General features: G+C 72.7%; 16 protein-coding genes. 10 read left to right on the top strand and 6 right to left on the bottom strand.

The features are described 5' to 3' along the window. Positions 1–182 precede the first annotated feature (182 nt). The 5 genes from OG898_RS34995 to OG898_RS34975 all read left to right on the top strand — a co-directional run bounded on the left by OG898_RS34995 (position 183) and on the right by OG898_RS34975 (position 6028). Entirely contained in the window at positions 183–1541 is a 1359-nt protein-coding gene (locus tag OG898_RS34995; RefSeq protein WP_266962615.1) for an NAD(P)/FAD-dependent oxidoreductase, read from the top strand. A gap of 196 nt (positions 1542–1737) precedes the next feature. Beyond that, positions 1738–3045: a cation:proton antiporter gene (locus tag OG898_RS34990; protein ID WP_266962613.1), complete on the top strand. Its 1308-nt coding sequence runs from the start codon at positions 1738–1740 to the stop codon at positions 3043–3045. Between the two features lie 79 nt (positions 3046–3124). Next, entirely contained in the window at positions 3125–3637 is a 513-nt protein-coding gene (locus OG898_RS34985; RefSeq protein WP_250740438.1) for an O-acetyl-ADP-ribose deacetylase, read from the top strand. A gap of 61 nt (positions 3638–3698) precedes the next feature. Then, positions 3699–4256, top strand: a complete 558-nt coding sequence (locus OG898_RS34980) for a TetR/AcrR family transcriptional regulator (protein WP_266962610.1) — start codon at positions 3699–3701, stop codon at positions 4254–4256. An 86-nt stretch (positions 4257–4342) separates the two neighbouring features. Further along, positions 4343–6028: an alpha/beta fold hydrolase gene (locus OG898_RS34975; protein WP_266962608.1), complete on the top strand. Its 1686-nt coding sequence runs from the start codon at positions 4343–4345 to the stop codon at positions 6026–6028. Positions 6029–6109: 81 nt separating this feature from the next. Here the strand turns inward: OG898_RS34975 and OG898_RS34970 are convergent, their stop codons facing one another. Next, entirely contained in the window at positions 6110–6598 is a 489-nt protein-coding gene (locus OG898_RS34970; RefSeq protein ID WP_284716114.1) for an Lrp/AsnC family transcriptional regulator, read from the bottom strand. A gap of 146 nt (positions 6599–6744) precedes the next feature. Here OG898_RS34970 and OG898_RS34965 point away from each other — a divergent pair, with 146 nt between their 5' ends. Then, positions 6745–7710: a DMT family transporter gene (locus OG898_RS34965; RefSeq protein ID WP_266962605.1), complete on the top strand. Its 966-nt coding sequence runs from the start codon at positions 6745–6747 to the stop codon at positions 7708–7710. Continuing rightward, positions 7703–8923, top strand: coding sequence for an aromatic amino acid transaminase (locus OG898_RS34960; RefSeq protein WP_266962603.1), 1221 nt, complete (start codon positions 7703–7705; stop codon positions 8921–8923). Before OG898_RS34965 ends, OG898_RS34960 begins: the two co-directional genes overlap by 8 nt. 248 nt (positions 8924–9171) lie before the next feature. On the opposite strand, the gene OG898_RS34955 is transcribed toward OG898_RS34960, so the two are convergent. The 3 genes from OG898_RS34955 to OG898_RS34945 form a co-directional block, all read right to left on the bottom strand. Then, positions 9172–10116, bottom strand: a complete 945-nt coding sequence (locus tag OG898_RS34955) for an MASE1 domain-containing protein (protein WP_250740432.1) — start codon at positions 10114–10116, stop codon at positions 9172–9174. Between the two features lie 74 nt (positions 10117–10190). Next, positions 10191–11015 (bottom strand): PP2C family protein-serine/threonine phosphatase, encoded by an 825-nt coding sequence (locus OG898_RS34950; RefSeq protein WP_266962601.1) that lies wholly within the window; start codon positions 11013–11015, stop codon positions 10191–10193. Positions 11016–11135: 120 nt separating this feature from the next. After that, positions 11136–11906 (bottom strand): aspartate/glutamate racemase family protein, encoded by a 771-nt coding sequence (locus OG898_RS34945; RefSeq protein WP_250740430.1) that lies wholly within the window; start codon positions 11904–11906, stop codon positions 11136–11138. Between the two features lie 176 nt (positions 11907–12082). On the opposite strand from OG898_RS34945, the gene recQ reads away from it, so the two are divergent. From recQ to OG898_RS34930, 3 genes are all read left to right on the top strand, one after another. Beyond that, positions 12083–14134: a DNA helicase RecQ gene (recQ, locus tag OG898_RS34940; RefSeq protein WP_266962598.1), complete on the top strand. Its 2052-nt coding sequence runs from the start codon at positions 12083–12085 to the stop codon at positions 14132–14134. A gap of 105 nt (positions 14135–14239) precedes the next feature. Then, positions 14240–16291, top strand: a complete 2052-nt coding sequence (locus OG898_RS34935; RefSeq protein ID WP_250740428.1) for a SpoIIE family protein phosphatase — start codon at positions 14240–14242, stop codon at positions 16289–16291. Between the two features lie 57 nt (positions 16292–16348). Further along, entirely contained in the window at positions 16349–16948 is a 600-nt protein-coding gene (locus OG898_RS34930; protein ID WP_250740427.1) for a GNAT family N-acetyltransferase, read from the top strand. A gap of 10 nt (positions 16949–16958) precedes the next feature. Here OG898_RS34930 and OG898_RS34925 read toward each other — a convergent pair whose 3' ends face one another. Both OG898_RS34925 and OG898_RS34920 read right to left on the bottom strand, forming a co-directional pair. Then, the gene (locus tag OG898_RS34925) at positions 16959–19874 is read right to left on the bottom strand and encodes a SpoIIE family protein phosphatase (RefSeq protein WP_266962594.1); all 2916 of its coding nucleotides are present in this window, start codon (positions 19872–19874) and stop codon (positions 16959–16961) included. Beyond that, positions 19871–20875: a GlxA family transcriptional regulator gene (locus tag OG898_RS34920; protein WP_266962592.1), complete on the bottom strand. Its 1005-nt coding sequence runs from the start codon at positions 20873–20875 to the stop codon at positions 19871–19873. Before OG898_RS34920 ends, OG898_RS34925 begins: the two co-directional genes overlap by 4 nt. Between the last annotated feature and the right edge of the window lie 119 nt (positions 20876–20994).

Raw genomic sequence — 20994 nt, 5'->3', positions numbered from 1 at the left:
TGGGTACTTCTGATAGGCGCCACTACCACCTTCGATGAAGAAGCTTGCGCTGCCGACTGCTCCATGGATTGACTGTCGGGCGACGCCGCGTTTCGAGCCAAATCGAGGAGGAATGTGAGGCGAATTCGCTTTTCCTGCTCGCTCGGCGTTGTTCAGTCGCACCGATCGAAGAGGGGTTGGGAATGACCGTAGACTTTGACGTGATCATCGTGGGGGGCGGCCCGGGCGGCTCCACCACCGCTTCGTACCTCGCCAAGGCGGGGCTCTCGGTCGCGGTGTTCGAGAGCGAGATCTTCCCCCGGCCGCACGTCGGCGAGTCGCTGGTCCCGGCCACCACGCGCGTCCTGCTGGAGACCGGCGCGATGGCGGAGATCGAGGCGGCCGGTTTCCCCAAGAAGTACGGCGCCTCGTGGACGACTCCGGACACGTACCGGAAGGTCCATGCGGCCCCCCTGGCGCTGGATTTCGACGGCCTGGACTTCGACGGCCATGCCGAGGTCGCCTTCGGCGAGCGTGCGCAGGAGGGGGTCGACCGGATCTTCACCTACCACGTCGACCGCGGGAAGTTCGACCTCATCCTGCTGAAGAACGCCGAGTCCCTGGGCGCGCAGGTGTTCCAGAACGTCCGCGTGCAGAAGGTCGATTTCGACGACCCGGACAAGGTGACCGTGACCGTCGGCATGGGCCCTCGTACGCTGGACTTCACTGCGCGCGTCGTGGTCGACGCATCGGGTCGCAGCACGTTCCTCGGCCGGCAGCAGAAGATCAAGGTGGCGGACCCGCACTTCAACCAGTACGCCATCCACACCTGGTTCGAGGGCCTCGACCGGAAGGCGCTTGCCAAATCGCCGAAGGAAATCGACAACATCCATGTCCATTTCCTTCCGATCAGCGACACCTGGGTCTGGCAGATTCCGATCACGGACACCATCACGAGCATCGGGGTGGTGACGCAGAAGAAGAACTTCGGGAAACTCAACGCGGATCGGGAGGAGTTCTTCTGGGAGTTCGTCGGCTCGCGGCCCGACCTCGCGGAAGAGCTCAAGAAGTGTGAGCGGGTACGGCCCTTCAAGGCGGAGGGCGACTACAGCTATTCGATGAACCAGGTCAGCGGAGACCGGTTCGTCATGGTCGGAGACGCAGCCCGGTTCGTCGACCCCATCTTCTCCAGCGGCGTCGGCATCGCCATGAACACGGCCAGGCTGGCGTGCGAGGACATCGTCGCGGCGTTCAAGGCCGACCGCTACGACGCCGCCCAGTTCGCCGAATACGCGCGCCTCCAGAAGATCGGAACGCGGAACTGGTACGAGTTCATCTCGATCTACTACCGGCTGAACCTCCTCTTCGGCGTCTTCGTGCAGCACCCGAGGTTCCGCTTGGACGTACTGCAGCTCCTTCAGGGAGACATGTACGACGAGCGCCCCCGGGCCCTGACCGCCATGCGCGCGGTCATCAATGAGGTGGAGAGCGACCCGAAGCACGTCTGGCATCCCTTCCTGGGAACCATCCGGGCTTCGGAGCCGAGCATCACGACCGGCTGAGGCCGAACCGACCGGGCGATGACCCCGGACTCCGCCGAGGCTCCGGTCGAACGGGGTGGCTTCCCCAGTCACCCCGAACCACCGGAGCTTCGGCGTGTCGTACCCACGACGAGTTTCGAGGAGTTCTCTTGATGACGACCTGCTCTGCCTCTGCGAGGACGAGGCGTGACGATCCGAACGCGCCCGGAGGCCGGCGGTGACCGAGTCCCAGGCCGTCCACCTCTTCCTGGCTCTGGCCGTGATCCTGGGCCTGGCGCGAGCCATGGGGGCACTGGCCCGCAGATTCGGTCAGCCCGCGGTGATCGGCGAGATCCTCACCGGGGTGCTGCTGGGCCCCACCCTGTTCGGCAGCCAGCTCTCGGGCGCCGTCTTCCCCACCGAGGTACGGCCCCTGCTCAACGCACTCGCCGGCGTGGGCGTCGCGCTCTTCATGTTCGTCGTCGGCAGTGAACTCGACCTCGGCATCCTGCGCGGCGGGGGACGGGCCACCCTGTGGACGTCCCTCTGCTCGACCCTGCTGCCGCTGCTGCTGGGCGCCGCACTGGCGCTGACCCTGGTGTCCTCGCACCACGAAGGCTCGTCCGTCGGCTTCGTGCTGTTCTTCTCGGTCGCGATGTCCGTGACGGCGTTTCCCGTACTGGCGCGGATCATCGCCGACCGCAAACTGGCCAACACCCGGATCGGCGCGACCGCCTTGGCCTGCGCCGCCATCACCGACCTGCTCGCCTGGACGCTGCTCGCCGTGGTGGTGGCCATCGCCACCGGCGAGCGCTTCGACTGGTGGCTGATGCTGCTCGTGCCGTACGTGGCGCTGATGGTCACCGTCGTCCGCCCGCTGCTCCGCCGGGCGGCCCGCACGGTCTCGGAGGACGAGCAGGGCGGCCGGGCGGGCAACAGGAACTTCCTCGCCCTCGTACTCGGCGGGCTCCTGGTCTCGGCCGCCTTCACCGAATGGCTGGGGCTGCACTACATCTTCGGCGCGTTCCTGTTCGGTGCCGTACTGCCGCGGGGAACGGACGGCACGCTCCGGGACGGAGTGCTGCAGCGGGTCGAACCGCTCTGCGGTCTGCTCCTGCTCCCCGTGTACTTCGTCCTGTCCGGCCTGAAGGTCGACCTCTCCCGGCTCAACGCATCGGACCTCGGCCAACTGGCCGCCATCCTGGTCGTGGCCGTGACCGGGAAGTTCGTCGGCGCGTACGTCGGCGCACGCATCGGAGGGCTGGACGGCCGCCACGCGGCCGCGCTCGGCGCCCTGCTGAACACGCGCGGACTCACCGAACTGGTCGTTCTCGGCGTGGGTCTGGAGCTCGGCCTCCTGGACGCGAAGCTGTACTCCTTGATGGTGGTGATGGCGGTGACGACCACCGCGCTCACCGGTCCGCTGCTGAGCCGCATCCTTCCCGCCCCTGCGGCCGGGGCCGCCTCCGCCGGCACCCCTACCCGGCCGGAGCCGCGCACCGTCCCCGCGCAGAAGGCCGGGGCCGCCGAGACGACATCGCGCTGATCCCACGGTGGACGCAATTGCCTCGAAGCGGCCGTAGAGATGTCGATACCCTGCACCACCTGCGAAGGAAGGGAATCCGATGCCCCGCATCACGCTCGTTCTGGGTGACATCACGGCCGAGGAGGCCGACGCGGTGGTCAACGCCGCGAACTCCTCGCTCCTCGGCGGCGGCGGGGTCGACGGAGCCATCCACCGGCGCGGCGGCCCGGAGATCCTGGCCGCCTGCGAGGACCTGCGCCGCTCGCACTACGGCAAGGGCCTCCCGACGGGCCGGGCCGTCGCCACCACGGCCGGCAGGCTCCCGGCGGACCACGTCATCCACACGGTCGGCCCGGTCTGGTCGCGCGACGAGGACCGCTCCGAGCTGCTGGCCTCCTGCTACCGGGAGTCGCTGCGGGTCGCCGACGAGCTGGGAGCCCGTAGCGTCGCCTTCCCGGCGATCTCCACCGGCATCTACGGATGGCCGATGGACGACGGGGCGCGGATCGCGGTGGAGACCGTACGGTCCGTGCGGACCGAGGTGGAGGAGGTGCGGTTCGTGCTGTTCGACGAGCGTGCCTACGGGGCCTTCGCGGCGGCGGTGGATGCCTGAGCGGCTCGGCCGGGGCGCGAGGGCGATTGAAAGAATATGTAGATCGGTCTAGTCTGCGGTCATGGGACAGAAAGGCGCCGAGACGCGCGACCGGCTGCTGGACGCGACGCAGGAGCTGATCGAGGCCGGCGGGTACTTCGGCGCCGGGCTCAATCAAGTGATCGCGGCCAGTGGCGCGCCCCGCGGCTCGCTCTACTTCCACTTTCCCGGCGGCAAGGACCAGCTCGTCGGCGAGTCCGTCCGGCGGGCCGGCGGGATGATCGGTGACGCCCTGGGGGGACTGGCCGGCACCAGTCCGTCCGTGGCGGAGTTCGTCGACGGGGTGCTGCGGCACCTGGGCGACCGGCTGGAGGAGTCGGGCTGGCGCAAGGGGTGTCCGGTGGCCACCGTGGCGCTGGAGATGGCCGCCACCAGCGACCCGCTGCACGAGGCGTGCTCGGAGGTCTACGCCTCGTGGCAGGAGGCCCTGCGCGCACAACTGGCGGGCCGCCCGGACGCCGACGACCTCGCCGTCACGATCCTGGCCCTGGTGGAGGGAGCGCTCCTGCTGGCCCGGGCGCACCGCAGCAGGAGGCCGCTGGACAGCGTCTCCCGTCAGGTCGGCGCCCTGCTGGCCTGATACGGCCCGCCCGACATGGCCCGCCGCGACCGGCGGGCTTCTTTTTGACCTCAAAATATGTAGACCGATCTATTTAAGGGGTTCTCATGGACGCGATCGTCTTCGGCGCGACCGGATTCATCGGCCGCTCGCTCGTCGCCGAACTGCTCACCCGGGGGCAGCGGGTGGCGGCAGCCGTGCGCAACGACACCCTCACCCCCTGGCTGATCTCCCAGGGCGTCGACACCGGCGGGCTGGACGTCGTCGTCGCCGACATCACGCGACCCCTCTCGGGGCTGCCCGAGGTGCGCGACGTCTACAACGCCGCCGGCCGCTTCGCCTTCGGCCTCGGCGTGCAGGAGGCGCGGGCGACCAACGTCACCGGGGCGCTCCACGTGCTCGAATGGGCCGCCGAACTGCCCGGACTGCGGCGGCTGGTGCACATCAGCGGGTACCGGGTGAGCGCGTCCGCGGGCCACCCCGACTACGCCGGGCTGGGCGCGTACGAGGCGTCGAAGTTCGAAGGCGATCTCGCGGTGCGCGCCCGGGCCCGCGCCCTGGGGGTCCCGCTGACCATCGCGAACCCCAGCACCGTGATCGGGCCGGGCCAGTACATCGGCCTGGCCGCCCTCGTCGAGGACCTGTGGAACGGCCGGCTCCCCGCCCTGCCCGGCGGCCCGGACACCTTCCTGCCGATCGCCACGATCGACTACTTCGTACGGTTCCTCGCGGAGGTCCCCGCGGCGCCCGCGGGCGAGCACTACTGGGTGCTCGACGACAACACCCCGCTCCTGCCCGAGCTGATCGGTACCATCGCCGACCACACCGGCGTACGGGCACCTCGGCGGACCGTTCCCGCCGGTCTGCTGCGGCGCCTGCCGCGCAAGCTGACCGGCGCCGATCCCGAGACGCTGGCGTTCCTGTCCACCGACCGCTACCCGACGGCCTCGGCCCGCGCCTTCGCGGCGGGCGCCGGCCTGGAGATGCCCCCGGCCGCCGAGGCCCTGCGCGGGTGGGCCGACGAGCTGGTGGCCGCCCGCTTCGGTGCCGCATCGCCCTGGCTGAGGCCGTACGGCTTCTCCGAGGTGGCGGGCGGCCGTACCTGGGTGAGCGGAGAGCGGCACCGCCCCGACCACGTCCTGCTGCACGGACTGCCGATGAACGCGGACCTCTGGGCGCCCCTCGCCGCCTTCCTCCCCGGCCCGGTCCTGGCCCCCGACCTGCCGGGCCTGGGCCGCTCGGCCGCCGCGGCCCGGCCGGTGGACGCGTGGCTGGCCGATCTGCTGGGCCCGGTGCGGACCCGCCCCACGCTGGTCGCGCACTCCCTGGCCTGCGGACCCGCGCTGCGCTTCGCCGTCGATCACCCGGACCGCATCAGCGGCCTCGTGCTCATTTCCCCGGCGTTCCTGCAGGCACCCGCCTCCCGGCTCGCCCGCTCGGGCCTGGCCGCGCCGATGATGCGCCGCATGTCCGCCGCCCGGCTGGCCCGGACGCTCGGTGTCCCCGAGGGGGCGGAGGTGGAGAGCGCCGCGGCGGACCTGCGCCGTCGCGGCGTGGCGCGCCGCGTGGTCGCGGCCCTGCGTACGGACCTCGCCGGACGCAGGCGGTCGCGGGCGCTGCTGGACCGGGTGACCGTCCCGGTCCGGATCCTCGTGGGGTCGGCCGATCCGCTGGTCGAGGCCGTCGGCCACCCGGTGGTGGAGATCGACGGGGCCGGGCACTACCCCCAGCTCACCCACCCCGCGCAGGTCGCCCGCCACCTCGCCGCCGCACCCGCTCCGATCGGCGGATGACCGGCCGGGCCCCCTCGGCGGCCGACGGCGGGCAGCCAGCGGCCAGCGGCCGGCAGCAGACCGCCGGCCGCCGTGACCGGCTCAGGAGGACGCTGACCGCCTCGATGCGCCCGGCTGGGGCCGCGGGTACGTCCTGGACTGTTTGACGCTGCCGTACGCGAAGCTCGACTCGATCGAGGCGATGCCGGGGATGGCGTGGATCCGGTGGCGCACCAGGGCTTCGTAGGCTTCGAGGTCCTCGATGACGACCCGGAGCAGGTAGTCGCTGCTCCCCGCCATCAGGTAGCAGTCCTGGATGTGCTCGATGACCGCGACGTGTTCCTCGAACAGCCTCACCGCTTCCGCCGTGTGGCGTTCGAGGCGGATCCGGACGAACACGGTGACCGGCAGTCCGAAGGCGACCTGGTCGACCATGGCGGTGTAGCCGCGGATGAGGCCCGCCTCCTCCAGGCGCCGGACCCGGCGTAGACAGGGCGACGGGGAGAGTCTGACGCGGTCGGCCAGATCCTGGTTGGACAGGCGCCCGTCGGCCTGCAATTCCCTGATGATCTGCAGATCGACTGCGTCCATGGCCACTCCTCGGCGGATCCTTGGCAGATTCTGCCCCAAACGTATGTCTGAGAGGCAGAACTGGCAATCGACTGCCCCGCCCGAAGCCCTAGCGTTGCCCTGGAACGGGCCGGACCGGTCCGCTCTCAGAGGCTGGAGCAATTTCCTTGGTCGCGACGAACACCACCCCGGCGACCGCGCCTCCCGACAAGGCCGGACACCCCGGCCGGTTCGGGCTCTCCCCGCAGGCCGAGGGCATGCTGGCCCTCCTGCTGACCGTGGCGATCTGGGCGGCCTTCGCGCTCAGCGCCCGCGCCCTGAGCGCCTCCTCCCTCCTGCCGGCCGACGCGGCCCTGCTGAGGTTCGGCGTCCCCCTCCTCGTCCTGCTCCCGGCCTTGTGGCGGCGCCGCCGACGCATCGCCGCGGTGCGGCCGGGCGTCGCACTCAAGATCGTCTGTGGCGCGGGGGTGCCCTTCTTCCTGGCGGCGATGCACGGCGGCGCGCTGACCTCCGCCGCCTTCGTCGGCTCGATCGTCCCCGGGATGGTCCCGCTGTTCGTCTCCGCGATCATGGTCCGCCGCGGCCACGGCCTGCCCCGGGGGACGCAGTCCGTCGGGCTCGCGCTGATCGCGGCCGGTGTGGTCGCCCTCGTCTGGCGCTACGCCGTCCCGGTGGACACCGACGTGCTGGCCGGCTCCGGCATCCTCCTGGTCGCCAGCGGGCTGTGGGCCCTCTACACGGTGGGCCTGCGCGAGGTGGACCTCGACCCCGTCGGATCGATCGGGCTGCTGTGCCTGCCCTCCTTCGCGGTGGTCGGGGTCCTGGTCCTGACCGGGGTGCTGCCGACGGGCATCGCGCATGCCGCGGGCAGCGACATCGCGCTGTTCCTGGTGGTGCAAGGGCTCGGAGTCGGGCTGTGCGCGGGCCTGTTGTACGCCTTCGCCATCCGCAGGCTGGGCGCCGAGCGCAGCTCCGTCGTCGGCAGCCTCAGCCCCGTCGCCGTCGTCCTGCTCGCCGTCCCGCTGCTCGGCGAGTCGCCGACCACCGCCGTGCTCATCGGCGTTCCCCTCATCACCGCCGGCGTCGTCCTCGCCAACCGCCGCCCACGACCCAAGGTGCCCGCAGATGCTTGAGCTCCTCCCGCCGCCGCCCACCGACCCGCTGTGGGACCTGACCTACGAGTTCGGCACGGACGACCGGCCCGAACGCCTGAACCTCGTCCTCGGGGTCTACCGGGACCAGACGGGAACCACGCCCGTCATGGCCGCCGTGCGCGAGGCCGAGATACGCCTGGCGGAGCGCTCGGAGTCCAAGGAGTACCGCGGGCTCTCCGGCAACGCCGCCTTCAACCGCTCCCTGCTGGACCTGGTCCTGGGCCCCGGCCCGGGCGGAGCGGCCGACCGGGCCGCGGCCGTCCAGACCGTCGCGGGCTCCGGCGCACTGCGGCTGCTGGCCGATCTGATCTGGCGCACCCGCCCGGGCACCACGGTGTGGGTCAGCGATCCGGCGTACGTCAACCACCGGCCCATCCTGGAGGCCGCCGGGCTGAAGGTCCGTCCGTACGGCTGGCGCGACGCCGAGGGCGGCTTCGACACGGCGGGCGTGCTGCGGGAACTGCGCGAGGCCCGGCGGGACGACGTCGTCCTGCTCCAGGGGTGCTGCCACAACCCCACGGGTGTGGACCCCCTCCTCGACGACTGGGAGGCGCTGGCCGAGTCCGCCGCCCGCGTCGGCTGGGTGCCCTTCGTCGACCTCGCCTATCACGGGCTCGGCGACGGCCTGGAGGCCGACCTGCTGGCCACGCGGATGCTGGCGGAGCGCGTACCGGAAATGCTGATCGCGGTCAGCTGCTCCAAGAACTTCGGCCTCTACAGCGACCGCGTCGGCTGCGCGATCGTTCTCGGCGCCTCGGCCCGGTCCGTGCGGCACGCCGAGACGGCCCTGCAGAACGCGGCCCGGACGCTCTACTCCATGCCGCCCGAGCACGGCGCGGCCGTCGTGACCACGATCCTGGAGGACGAGGGCCTACGGGCCGCCTGGCGGGCGGAACTGGACGTCATGCGGGGCCGGATCATGGCCAACCGGGCCGATCTGGTCGCCCACTTGAGCGCGCTGGGCCGAGCGGAGCAGGCGCGGTCGCTGGCACGGCAGAAGGGGATGTTCTCCATGCTGCCGCTCACGCCGCAGCAGATGCTCAGGCTTCGCCGCCAGTACGCCGTCTACGGCACCACCTCGGGGCGGATCAACATCGCGGGAATCCCGGCGAACAGCATTCCCCGCCTCGCGCAGGGGATCGCGGCGGTGCTCGACACGGCCGACGCGCCGCGGGTGATCCTGCCGGCCTAGGGTCCGCGGACAAGGCGGACAAGGCGGACAAGACAGTCCCCGGCAGGTCGTCGATTCCATGAGCCATCCGCCGTCGCCGATGGCTCCCCTGGTCGACAACTTCTGCCGGGGGCCTGGCCAGAGCCTGGAAAAGGGTCACGCGGGCTTCTGGACGTCTCCAGAAGGAGGTGCGGCTCTATCCGGTATTCCGGTGTATTGATGAGTTTCCTCCCTATTTCGTCTTAGTCAAGGGTTTGTTCTGCCGTCTGTCATTCCTTCGGCGGGGCCAGGCGGGCCACCACCTCGGCCAGGTCCTCGCAGACCTCTTCGATCTTCTGGCGGATGTCGTCCTGCTCCGTGACGAGGGCCGCCAGCAGCAGCGCGGTCAGGGCGGCCGCCCCGTTGAGCGCCTGGAGGTTGACCATGATCTCCAGGAGGGTGTGGCCGGCGAAGGGCCCGGCCCGGTCGGTCGCCGCCGTGATCGCCAGGACGGACACGAGCAGGGCACACGGTGCGGCGCCGGGGAGCCGGAAGCGCACCGCGGCCCAGATGAGCAGCGGGAAGACGAGGAAGAGCAGGGACAGGGAGCTGCGGGTGGCCGTGAGGGTGACGGCGCCGACCGTGACCGCCAGGGCCGCCGCCTCGGCCACCCGGTACGGGTCCCGGGGCAGCCGGGCCCGGCGCAGGACCAGCAGCAGCGGGGTCAGCAGGAGGACGCCCATCGTGTCGCCGGCCCACCAGGCCGACCACACCGGCCAGAAGCTCGCCACCGGCAGGTCGCCGGTGAGCACCAGCGTCCAGGTCCCGGTGGTGGAGCTGATCAGCATCGGCAGCAGGCCGCCGAGGAAGACCAGGGCCAGCCCGTCCCGCAGCCGGTCCAGTTCGGGGCGGAAGCCCACCCGGCGCAGCATCGCGTAGGCGCACAGCGGAGCGAGGGTGTTGCCCGCGATGATGCCGAGATCGACGAGGTCGAAGGCACTGATCCGCTCGATGGAGAGGTAGGTCCCGAGCGCCAGGCCGGGCCAGATCCGGGGCCCGAACCACAGCAGGCAGGCGAGGGCGATCCCGGTCGGCAGCCACAGGGGCGTGACCACCGCCCCCTCGACGCTCACGTGCAGCCGCAGGCCGAGCCGACCGGTCGCGTAGTAGGCGACGGCGACCCCGAGGATCCGAAGGAGGGTTCCGGCCGGACGTCGCCATTCCACGGTGCGCACCCCTGCATCAGACAACGGTCCGCGCCTCCCGGCAGGGCGTGACACGCGTGGACGGGTGGCCGGTTGCCGGGGGCCTAGCGGGGTCCGGCCGCGTCGTGGCTGAGGACGAGCACTGCGGCGTCGTCGGCGTGGCCGGTGAAATCGGTCACCTTCATCACCTCGGCGGCCAGCTCGTCGGGATCGCTCCCCGCCGCCTCCCCGACGATCCGGGCCACGCGCTCCAGCCCCGCCTCGATCGGGAACGACGGCCCTTCGACCACCCCGTCGGTGACCAGGACGATGGAGCCCGCCTCCGTCAGCCTCCGGCGGGTCACCGGGTACCGGGCCCCGGGGACCGTGCCCAGCGGCGGACCGCCGGCGTCCTCGGCGATGCCGTACCGGCCGTCGACGGTGGCCCAGACGGTGGGGACGTGGCCGGCGCGGGCCGTCTGGAGCTCCCACGTCCGCGGATCGAAGCGGAGCAGACTGCAGGTCGCGAACAGCTCGCTGTCCATGGAGAGCAGCACGTCATTGGCCTGGCTCAGCACCTCGCCGGGATCGAGGACGACGGAGGCCACGGCGCGCAGACACACCCGGACCTGCCCCATGAAGGCGGTGGCCGCCACATCGTGCCCCTGTACGTCGCCTATGGAGAAGGCGAGCGCCCCGCCCGCCACCCGGAAGCCGTCGTACCAGTCACCGCCGATGTCCAGGCCGCGCCGGGCGGGCGCGTACCGGGCCGCGGCCCTCAGCCCCGGCGCCACGGGCAGGGAGGCGGGCAGCAACTCGCGCTGCAGGGCCTCGGCCAGCTCCACCCGGGCCCGCTGCAGCTCGGCGCCTTCCCGCGCCTGGGCGGTGAGCCGGCCCAGCATGCTCAGCAGATCCGCGCTGGCCGGCCGGGGAGGCCGACGCGGGGTCACGGACCGCTCCGGGATACGTCCACGTCCATGTGCCTCTGCTTCCGCTGCGCGAAAGACCCGGGCTCATCATATTTCGGCTCGGCGCACGGCGCCCAGGCGGCAAGGGAGGCGCCACGGCCCTCAGGCCGTCGAGAACAGCCGGCCGTAGGCCGTGACGGGGGTGGTCGGGGTGGCCGCCGCGCGCAGGGCCGCCCAGAGGAGCGCCTGGTTCGCGGTCAGGACCGGGCGGCCCAGGGTGGCCTCCAGGGCCGCGATCGCCCCGACCGCGCGGAAGCCGTTGCCGCCGATCACGACCGCGTCCGCGGTGTCGGGGACGTGCGAGGCCACCCAGTCGTGCAGCGCCCGCGGCCCGATGAGGGTCTGCCCGCTGGGGAGGCCGCAGGGGGCGGCGTACGGGACCTCGAACCCGGCGTCCTCGTAGTAGCCCCGGCCCAGATCGCTCAGCGTCTCGTCGAACCACGGCGGGTCCACGAGGGCGATCCGGCCGGCGTCCAGCGCCCGCAGCGCCTCGGCGGTGGCGGCGCAGGTGGCCACCACGGGAAGCCCGTGGGTGCGCTCGCGCAGCCGGTCCAGCATGTACCCCTCCCCGCGCGGGCCGATGACGTAGGCGGAGCTGGTGAAGGCGTAGGCGATCACCGACACCGGGGCGGCCGCCAGCAGCTCGGCGGCGTCGTCCACGTGCGGGGGCTCGGCGAAGGCCCGTACGGGGGCGAGCGGAATGGTGGGGTCCATCGCGCCGCCGCGCCCCATCGCGCGGAACGGCACCCGCGCGGCGTGCACGCCCACGTCGGCCGGAGCCATGGCACGCAGCTCCGACTCGGGGCCGACATCGGCGTGCGGGGTGAGGACGCCGAGGCGGACGCGCACGTCCCACCCGTCGGGCTGCCACATCGCGTGTTCCTCTCGGAGACCGGGAGATACGGGAGATCCTCCACTGTGTCACCGGTCGGGCCGTCGGGGCGCCCGGCCGCGCCGCCCGGGTGCGGGACCGTGAGGTCCCTCCCGGATATCCACAGGGTCGAGCGGATCCGGGCGGATGTGTCCGAGGAGGTCGCTAGGCTTCTGGGATGACCACTTCCGAGGCAGCCGTCGAGATCCCCGACGCACAGCAGGTGCTCCACCGCGTCTTCGGGTACGACTCGTTCCGCGGCGAGCAGCAGCAGATCATCGAGCACGTGGCCGGTGGCGGCGACGCGCTCGTGCTGATGCCCACCGGCGGCGGCAAATCGCTCTGCTACCAGATCCCGGCGCTGGTCAGAGCGGGCACCGGAGTGGTGATCTCCCCGCTGATCGCCCTGATGCAGGACCAGGTGGACGCCCTCAACGCGCTCGGAGTGCGGGCCGGGTTCCTCAATTCGACGCAGCTGTCCGACGACCGGCGCGCGGTCGAGCAGGCCTTCCTCGACGGCGAGCTCGATCTGCTCTACCTGGCACCCGAGCGGCTGCGCACCGAAGGGACGCAGCGGCTGCTCGACCGGGGCACGGTCTCGCTCTTCGCCATCGACGAAGCGCACTGCGTCGCCCAGTGGGGCCACGACTTCCGGCCCGACTACCTCGCGCTGTCCATGCTGCACGAGCGCTGGCCCAAGGTGCCCCGGATCGCGCTGACCGCGACGGCCACCGAGGCCACGCACGCCGAGATCGCGGCGCGCCTCGGCCTGGAGGAGGCCCGTCACTTCGTGGCCGGCTTCGACCGGCCGAACATCCAGTACCGGATCGTGGCGAAGAACAACCCGCTCAAGCAGCTGCTGGAGCTGATCCGCACCGAGCACCCCGGGGACGCCGGGGTCGTCTACTGCCTCTCGCGGGCCTCGGTGGAGAAGACGGCGGCGGCCCTGGTCGAGCAGGGCATCGACGCCGTGCCCTACCACGCGGGCATGGACTCCCGGACGCGCGCGGCCAACCAGTCGAAGTTCCTGCGCGAGGACGGGGTCGTGGTGGTGGCCACGATCGCGTTCGGCATGGGCATCGACAAGCCGGACGTGCGGTTCGTGGCCCACCTGGACCTGCCCAAATCGGTCGAGGGCTACTACCAGGAGACCGGCCGTGCCGGCCGCGACGGGGAACCGGCCACGGCCTGGCTGGCGTACGGGCTCCAGGACGTGGTGCAGCAGCGCAAGATGATCGAGGGCTCCGAGGGCGACGAAGCGCACCGCCGCGCGCTGGCCGGACACCTGGAGGCGATGCTCGCGCTGTGCGAGACGGTCGGCTGCCGCCGGGTGCGGCTGCTGGCGTACTTCGGGCAGACCGGTGCGCCGGACTGCGGGAACTGCGACACCTGCCTGACGCCCGCAGAGTCCTGGGACGGGACGGTCCCGGCGCAGAAGCTGCTGTCCACGGTGTGGCGGCTGGCCAAGGAACGGCGCCAGAAGTTCGGCGCCGGCCAGATCATCGACATCCTGCAGGGCAAGAAGACCGCCAAGGTCATCCAGTTCGACCACGACGGGCTCTCGGTGTTCGGCATCGGGGCGGACCTGGGCACCACCGAATGGCGCGGGGTCGTCCGGCAGCTGCTGGCGCTCGGACTGCTGGCGGTCGAGGGCGACTACGGCACGCTGGTGCTGACCGAGGCCAGCGGCGAGGTGCTGGGCGGGCGCCGGAGCGTCCCGATGCGCAAGGAGACGGCGCCGCCGGCCGGCTCCTCCCGCAGGGAGTCCGGCGGATCGCGCTCCGGGAAGGGCGGCCGGGTCCCGGTCGACCTGCCGGCAGCCGCCGTACCGGTGTTCGAGTCCCTCCGTGCGTGGCGCGCCGAGACCGCGAAGGAGCAGGGCGTTCCGGCGTACGTCGTCTTCCACGACGCGACGCTGCGGGAGATCGCGACCCAGCTGCCCGGAACGGTCGCGGAACTGGGCACGATCAGCGGTGTCGGCGAGGCGAAGCTCGCCAAGTACGCCGAGGGCATCCTGCGGACCCTGGGCGGCGCGCAGCCCGAGCCGGGCGCGGGGGCCACGGCGACGCCAGCCGCAGCCGCCCCGGCGACCGCCCCGCCGGCCGCCCGGGCCGTGGCGGTCACCTCCGCCGCCGTGCCCGCGCAGTCCCCGCCGAGCCCGCGGGCGGAGGAGTCGCTCTTCGGTCCGGAGGACGAGGACATCGACCCGCCCTGGGACGACTGGGAGTAACAGCCCGGTAGCGGGATGCCGTCCGGCCCGACACAGCGCCGGGCGGTGAAGGCTCGGATAGGGTGAATCGGTAGGAATAGGGCCCCCTGGGGTGAGGTCGGTGCATTGGACACGTACCAGGAGACGAGCGAGGTACCGGACCAGCCGGTGGCTGCTGTCGGGTACGCGGGCGTACTGAGCGAGCTGCTGCCGATCGCCCTGTGGCGGGAAGACGCCGACGGGCTCGTCGTCGAATGGTCGCTGGCCGCCCAGGACCTGCTGGGCCACCGCCCCGAGGACATCCTCGGCCGGCCGGGCTCCGACGTGCTCGTCCCCGACGCCAACCACGAGCTCGCCGACCAGCTGACCCGCCGGGTCCAGGCCGGGGAGACGGTCGTCGGCACCCTGCCCGTGCGCCACCGCGACGGACACCAGGTCCCGATGGAGATGTGGATCCTGCCCTCACCGGATCCGCAGGGGCGCACCGGTTCCATGCTGATCGCCGTGGAGACCTCCGAGGTCCTGCGGATGCGCGATTCGCTCGCCGCGCTGCAGAGCCTGTTCACCCAGTCACCGATCGGCCTCGGCACCCTCGGCCCGGACCTGCGCTTCCTGCGCGTCAACGACGCCCTCGCCCGGATGAACGGGGTGTCCGCCGCCGAGCACGTCGGCAAACGGCTCACCGAGGTCGTGCCCGGGGTCAATGCCGCCGCGCTCGAACGGCTCATGGCCAAGGTGCTGGAATGCGGCTCCGCCGTCGTGGACGTCCGGCGCACCGGCCGCACCCCCGCCGACCCCGACCACGACCGGACCTGGTCCTGCTCCTACGCCCCGCTGCTGGACGGGTCCGGGCGGCCGCTCGGCCTGATCGCCTCCCTCATCGACATCACCGACGGGCAGCGCGCCCAGGCCGAGGCGGAGCGGGCGCGCAGCCGGTTCGCCCTGCTCTCCGAGGCCGGCACCCGCATCGGCACCACGCTGGACCTGGGGCAGACGGCCCAGGAGATCGTGGAGGTGCTGGTACCGCAGCTCGCGGACTCGGCCGACGTACAGCTGCTGGAAGCCGTACTGGACCCGGACGAGGCCGGCGCGTCCACCCGGGGCCTGCTGCGCCGCCTCGCCGCCCTCTTCCCGGACCCGGCCGCCCCGACCGCCAAACTGGTCGCCGGGCAGACCTTCCAGATCCCGGCGCACACCGCCTACGAGCAGGTCATCACCGACGGCCAGCCCATGAACCTGTTCACGGCCGACATCCCGGCCCTGATCAAGGATCCGCGCGCGGCCGCGCTGCGCGCCTACCTGGCCACCCTGGGCTGCGCCCGGATGGTCCCGCTGGTGGCCCGCGGCCGGGTGCTCGGAGTGGTGGTGGTGACCCGGGTGCGCGGGCGCGATCCCTTCGACCACGAGGACTGCGTGCTCATCGACGAGGTGGTGGCCCGGGCCGCGCTGAACATCGACAACGCCCGGATGTACACCACCCAGCGCGCGGCGGCCCTGACGCTCCAGCGCAGCCTCACCAACAACGCGCTGCCCGAGGTCGCCGGCCTGGAGCTGACCGGCCGCTACCTCCCGGCCAGCGACCACGACGTCGGCGGGGACTGGTACGACGTCATCGAGCTGCCGGACGGCCGGACCGGCCTGGTGATCGGCGACGTGATGGGCCACGGCATCCACGCGGCCGCGGTCATGGGCCAACTGCGCACCGCCGTACGGACCCTGGCGCGGCATCAGGTGACCCCGGAGCAGATGCTCCGGTCGCTGGACGCCGTGGTGGCCGACCTCGGTGAGGACGAGATGGCCACGTGCGTCTACGCCGTCCACGACCCGGTGACGGGCGCGTGCGTCATCGCCCGCGCCGGCCACCCGCCGCCGGCCGTGGTCACGGCGGCCGGGGCCGTGACCTTCCTGGAGGGCCCGCCGGGAACCCCGCTCGGCACGGGCGGGCGGGAGTTCCGCACGGAGGAGGTGCGGCTCGAGCCGGGCAGCCTGCTCGTGCTCTACACGGACGGCCTCATCGAGTCCCGGGACCGGGACCTGGACGAGGGCATGGCGGGGCTGGCGGACGCCCTGAGGGGCGGGGGAGAGCCCCTGGAGACCCTGTGCGACACGATCCTGGCGCGTCTCCTCCCGGAGGCCCCGCAGGACGACGTGGCGGTGCTGCTGGCGCGGATGCAGTGAATGTACTAGTGCAATAATTGTTTGTATCTAGCGCAATGAGCGGCTACCGTTTCTCCCATGCCTGCCAAGTCGCCGTCCCCCATCACGCTCACCGGCCGCCACGTCCGCCTGGAGCCGCTGACCAGGAGCCACCTCCCCGACCTCTACGCGGCCGGAGGCGGTGACGAGGAGGTCTGGCGCTGGGTGGGCGGCGCGCCGCGGACGGAGCAGGAGCTGGGCGCCACGCTCGACGCACTGCTGGAGGACGCGGAGCGCGGCGAGTACGTTCCCTTCGCCGTCATCCACCTGGAAAGCGGCCGGGCCGCCGGCTGGACCACGTACATGGACATCAGCGCGGCCGACGAACGCCTGGAGATCGGCTGGACCTGGTACGGGCGCGCCTACTGGCGCAGCGCCGTCAACACCGAGTCCAAGCTGCTCCTGCTCACCCACGCCTTCGAGGACCTCGGCATGGGCCGGGTCCAGCTCAAGACGGACCACCTCAACACCCGCTCCCAGGCCGCGATCGCCCGCCTCGGAGCGCAGCGCGAAGGCGTCCTGCGCCGCCACCGCCGGCGCCCGGACGGCACCTGGCGCGACAGCGTGTACTTCTCCCTGCTGGCCGGCGAATGGCCGCAGGCGAAGGCCCGGCTGGCCGCCCGGCTCCAGAGCCCGTGACCGCCGTCCGCTACCAGGCCAGGTCCTCCAGGGCGTCCAGGTCCAGTACAGCCGGGGGTGCCGGCTCGGCCGCGCCCGTCAGGGGGAGCTCCGCCCAGATCACCTTGCCTCGGTCCGTGTAGCGGGTGCCCCAGCGCTCGGCGTACTGGGCGACGAGGAACAGGCCGCGCCCGCCCTCGTCGGTCGTGGCCGCGTAGCGCAGGTGCGGCGAGGTGCTGCTGCCGTCGGAGATCTCGCAGATCAGGGTGCGGTCGCGGAGCAGCCGGACCCGGATCGGCGGGGTCCCGTAGCGGATCGCGTTGGTGATCAGCTCGCTGAGGATCAGCTCGGCGGTGAAGGTGACGTCCCCCAGGCCCCACGCGGTGAGCTGCGCGGAGCCCGCGCGGCGGACCCGGGACACGTCCGAGGGGTCCGGGAACACCTCCCACTCCGCGATCCGCTCGGCCGGGAGCCGCCGGGTGTCGGCGATGAGCAGGGCGATGTCATCGCTCGGCGCCGGGAACAGCAGCGCGGACAGTACGTCGGAACAGGCCTGGTCGGGGCTGCGGTCCGGCCGGGACAGGGCCTCGGTCAGCAGGTCGAGGCCGGTGTCGAAGTCCCGGTCGCGGTCCTCCAGCAGCCCGTCGGTGAACAGCACGAGCCGGCTCGCCTCGGGCAGCTGCAGCTCCACGGCCTCGAAGGGCATCCCGCCGACGCCCAGGGGCAGCCCGATCGGCAGCTCGGGATACTCGACCCGCCCGTCGGCCCCGACCAGGGCCGGGCCGGGGTGGCCGGCGCTGGCCACGGCGCAGCGGCCGGACACCGGGTCGTACACCGCGTACAGACAGGTGGCGCCGGTGACGCTCGAGGACTCGCCCTCCCCGGAATCCTCGTCGGCCGAGGACTCGTCCTGGTCGATCCGGTCGATCAGCTCGTCGAGGTGGCCCAGCAGCTCGTCGGGCGGCATGTCGAGCGTGGAGAAGTTGTGCACGGCGGTCCGCAGCCGGCCCATGGTGGCGGCGGCGTGCACCCCGTGCCCCACCACGTCGCCGACGACCAGCGCGACCCGGGCCCCGGCGAGCGGGATCACGTCGAACCAGTCCCCGCCCACCCCCGCCTTCGCGGGCAGGTACCGGAACGCGACGTCCACGGCGCTCAGATCGGGCAGCACCCGCGGCAGCAGGCTGCGCTGGAGGGTCACCGCCACGGCGTGCTCGCGCGTGAACCGGCGGGCGTTGTCGATGGAGACCGCGGCCCGCGCCGCCAGCTCCTCGGCGAAGGACAGGTCCTCGTCGTCGAAGGGCTCGGGGGTGTCGGCCCGCCAGAAGTTGGCCATGCCGAGGACCACCCCGCGGGCCTGGAGCGGTACGGAGATCAGCGAGTGCAGTCCGTAGTCCAGGGCCACCCGGGTGCCGTCGTGGTCCTGGGCCCGCCAGCCGAAGGCGGCGGTCAGATCGGCGGCGAGCACCGCCCGCCCGGCGTCCAGGGCCGTTGCCATCGGCGCGGTCGGCACCACGAAGCGGATGACGTCGCCCACCGGCTGGAGCGGGGAATCGACGCGGATCCCGCTGATGGCGGCCCGGCGCATCTCGGTGTGCGTGCCGCCGCCGGGCTCCTCGCCGCGCAGCACCGGCTCCAGCAGCTCGACGGTGACGAAGTCCGCGAACCGCGGGACCGCGACCTCGGAGAGTTCCTCGGCGGTGCGGACCACGTCCAGGGTGGTCCCGATGCGCACGCCGGCGTCGTAGAGCAGCTGGAGCCGGTCGCGGGCGACCGCGGCCCGGCCGGAGAGCGCGGCGAGCTCGGTGGAGTCGCGCAGGGTGGTCACGGTGCCGGACGGGCGGCCCCCGTAGGGCTTGGTCGGGCGGACGTTCACGGCGAGGAGCCGGTCGCCCGCACGGTGGACCTCGTCGGTGGCGGCCCGCCCGGAGGCCAGCAGCGCGGCCGTGGTCGGATCGAGGCCGAGGTCGCGCACGTGCCGCAGTTCGGCGTCGGCGGGCAGGTCGAGGAGGCGGCGGGCCTCGTCGTTGGCGAGCAGCAGCCGGCCTTCGGCGTCGATGATCAGCACGCCCTCGCGGACGGCGTGCAGAACCGCTTCGTGGTGTTCGTTCATCCGGGTCATCTCGGCCTCGCCGAGGCCCCGGGTCTGGCGCCGCAGCCGGCGGCTGACGAGGGCGGCGCCGCCGGTGCCGAGGATCAGGGCGCCGGTGGCCGCCCCGAGGAGCAGGGGCAGCTGGCCCTCGACCACGTCGCCGACGTTCTCGACCTCGATGCCGGTGGCGACCAGGCCGACCACCGCGCCCGCGGAGTCCCGTACGGGGACCACGGCGCGGACCACGTCGCTCGGCTTCCCCTGGAACGTCTCGGTGAAGGCCTGTCCGGCCGCGGCGCGGGACAGGTCGCCGGTGGCGCGCTGGCCGATGAGCTCGGGGCGGGAGTCGGTGTACCGGATCCCGTCGGTGGTCATGACGGCGATGAAATCGACGCCCGAGGCCCGGCGGGCGCCCTCGGCCAGCGGCTGGAGCACGGCGGTGGGGTCGGGGGACTCCAGGGCCGCGGGGAGGCCGGGGGCGTGCGCGAAGGCCTCGGCCGCGGCGAGGGAGCGGTTGCGGGCGTCGCGCTGGCTGTCGTACCGGGCCTGGAAGAACAGGGCCGAGGCGGCGGCCGTGATCAGCACCAGGACGAGGACGGCCTGGAGGGCGAAGACCTGGCCGGCGACGCTGCGGGCGCCGAGCGAGAGGTGGGCGAACAGCCGGGAGAACGGGCGGGTGAGGCGGTGTGCGAGGCGGCGCAGGCGACTGCGGCCGGGCCCGTGTGCGGGGCCGACTCCGGGTGCGTGTCCGGGTGCGTGTCCGGGCCCGATTCCGGGTGGGGACCCGTCCTCGGGCGGGGGCCTGTCCTCGGGCGCTCCTCCGGAGCCCCTGGGTAGGCCAAAACGTCCGGTCATGAGCCATTTCTAACACTGTCGGCGCGGTTTGGGGGAGGCCCCGGGGGCCCTGGTGCCGTAGCGGCCGCGCGGTACGCGCGGGGGCTCGTGCCGACGTAGGAGGTGAAGTGCTGGCGGAAGGTGACCTCGCTGGCGAATCCGGCCCGCCGGGCCACCTCGGTGACTGGATGATCGGTGCGCTCCAGCAGCTTGCGCGCTTCGTCCAGACGGTGGCCCAGGAGCCATTTGTGCGGGGTGGTGCCGGTCGAGGCGGCGAAGTGCCGGGCGAAGGACCGCGGGGACATCCCGGCCCACCGGGCCAGGGTGGCCACGTCCAGCGCCTCGTGCAGCCGCCCGAGCGCCCGCTCCCGTACGAGGGCCAGCGCCTCGGCGGTCCGGTCGGCGACCGGGGTCGGGCGGTCCAGGTACTGGGCGTGTTCGCCGGTGCGGAAGGGGCCGGTCACCATCGAGCGGGCGATGGCGGCGGCCGCCTCGGAGCCGTGGGCCTCGCGGACCAGGTGCAGGCAGAGGTCGATCCCGGAGGCGACCCCTGCGGAGGTCCACAGCCCGTCGTCCCCGACGTAGAGCGGGGCCTCCTCGACGCGCACGGCGGGGTACCGCCCGGCCAGCGCCGGGGCCAGCGACCAGTGGGTCACGGCCCGGCGGCCGGCCAGCAGCCCGGCCTCGGCGAGGATGAAGGCGCCGGCGCACAGGGCGGCCACCGGGATGCCCCGGGCGTGGGTGTCGCGCAGGACGGCGAGGACCGGCTCCGGCGTCGGGTCGGAGGGCCGGTCCAGCGCGGGGACCACGACGAGGTCGGCGTCGGCGAGCCAGTCGAGCCCGCGGTCCGGGGTCAGGGTCAGCCCCCCGGGGAGCGGGATCGGGCCGGTGTCGAGGGCGCACCGGCGAAGCTCGAAGGGCGGCACCCCGCTGTGGCCGCGGTCGTGCCCCCAGACCTCGGTGATGACGGCCAGGTCGAAAGCGCGGATGCCGGGCTGAACGACGATCGCAACGCGGTGCATGGCCGTGAGTCTGCCACGCAGGCCCCGCCGAAGGGGAGGGCCGAGCCTCCGCATGCTGCCGCCGCGAGGCCCCCGACCTGGGACGGAGCCGGACTTCGGGCCGCTCCGGGCGCGGATCT

Origin of the sequence: Streptomyces sp. NBC_00193 (assembly GCF_026342735.1) — a bacterium.
Taxonomy (GTDB): Bacteria; Actinomycetota; Actinomycetes; order Streptomycetales; family Streptomycetaceae; genus Streptomyces; species Streptomyces stoeckheimensis.
Note: the sequence above shows the minus strand (reverse complement) of the source record. Positions and strands in the feature narration are given on the sequence as shown.

What these genes read in the sequence shown, in the direction of transcription:
- OG898_RS34995 (WP_266962615.1), top strand. Translation starts at nt 183, where the DNA reads ATGACCGTAGACTTTGACGTGATCATCGTGGGGGGCGGCCCGGGCGGC.
- OG898_RS34985 (WP_250740438.1), top strand. Translation starts at nt 3,125, where the DNA reads ATGCCCCGCATCACGCTCGTTCTGGGTGACATCACGGCCGAGGAGGCC.
- OG898_RS34980 (WP_266962610.1), top strand. Translation starts at nt 3,699, where the DNA reads ATGGGACAGAAAGGCGCCGAGACGCGCGACCGGCTGCTGGACGCGACG.
- OG898_RS34975 (WP_266962608.1), top strand. Translation starts at nt 4,343, where the DNA reads ATGGACGCGATCGTCTTCGGCGCGACCGGATTCATCGGCCGCTCGCTC.
- OG898_RS34970 (WP_284716114.1), bottom strand. Translation starts at nt 6,598, where the DNA reads ATGGACGCAGTCGATCTGCAGATCATCAGGGAATTGCAGGCCGACGGG.
- OG898_RS34960 (WP_266962603.1), top strand. Translation starts at nt 7,703, where the DNA reads ATGCTTGAGCTCCTCCCGCCGCCGCCCACCGACCCGCTGTGGGACCTG.
- OG898_RS34945 (WP_250740430.1), bottom strand. Translation starts at nt 11,906, where the DNA reads ATGTGGCAGCCCGACGGGTGGGACGTGCGCGTCCGCCTCGGCGTCCTC.
- recQ (WP_266962598.1), top strand. Translation starts at nt 12,083, where the DNA reads ATGACCACTTCCGAGGCAGCCGTCGAGATCCCCGACGCACAGCAGGTG.
- OG898_RS34930 (WP_250740427.1), top strand. Translation starts at nt 16,349, where the DNA reads ATGCCTGCCAAGTCGCCGTCCCCCATCACGCTCACCGGCCGCCACGTC.
- OG898_RS34925 (WP_266962594.1), bottom strand. Translation starts at nt 19,874, where the DNA reads ATGACCGGACGTTTTGGCCTACCCAGGGGCTCCGGAGGAGCGCCCGAG.
- OG898_RS34920 (WP_266962592.1), bottom strand. Translation starts at nt 20,875, where the DNA reads ATGCACCGCGTTGCGATCGTCGTTCAGCCCGGCATCCGCGCTTTCGAC.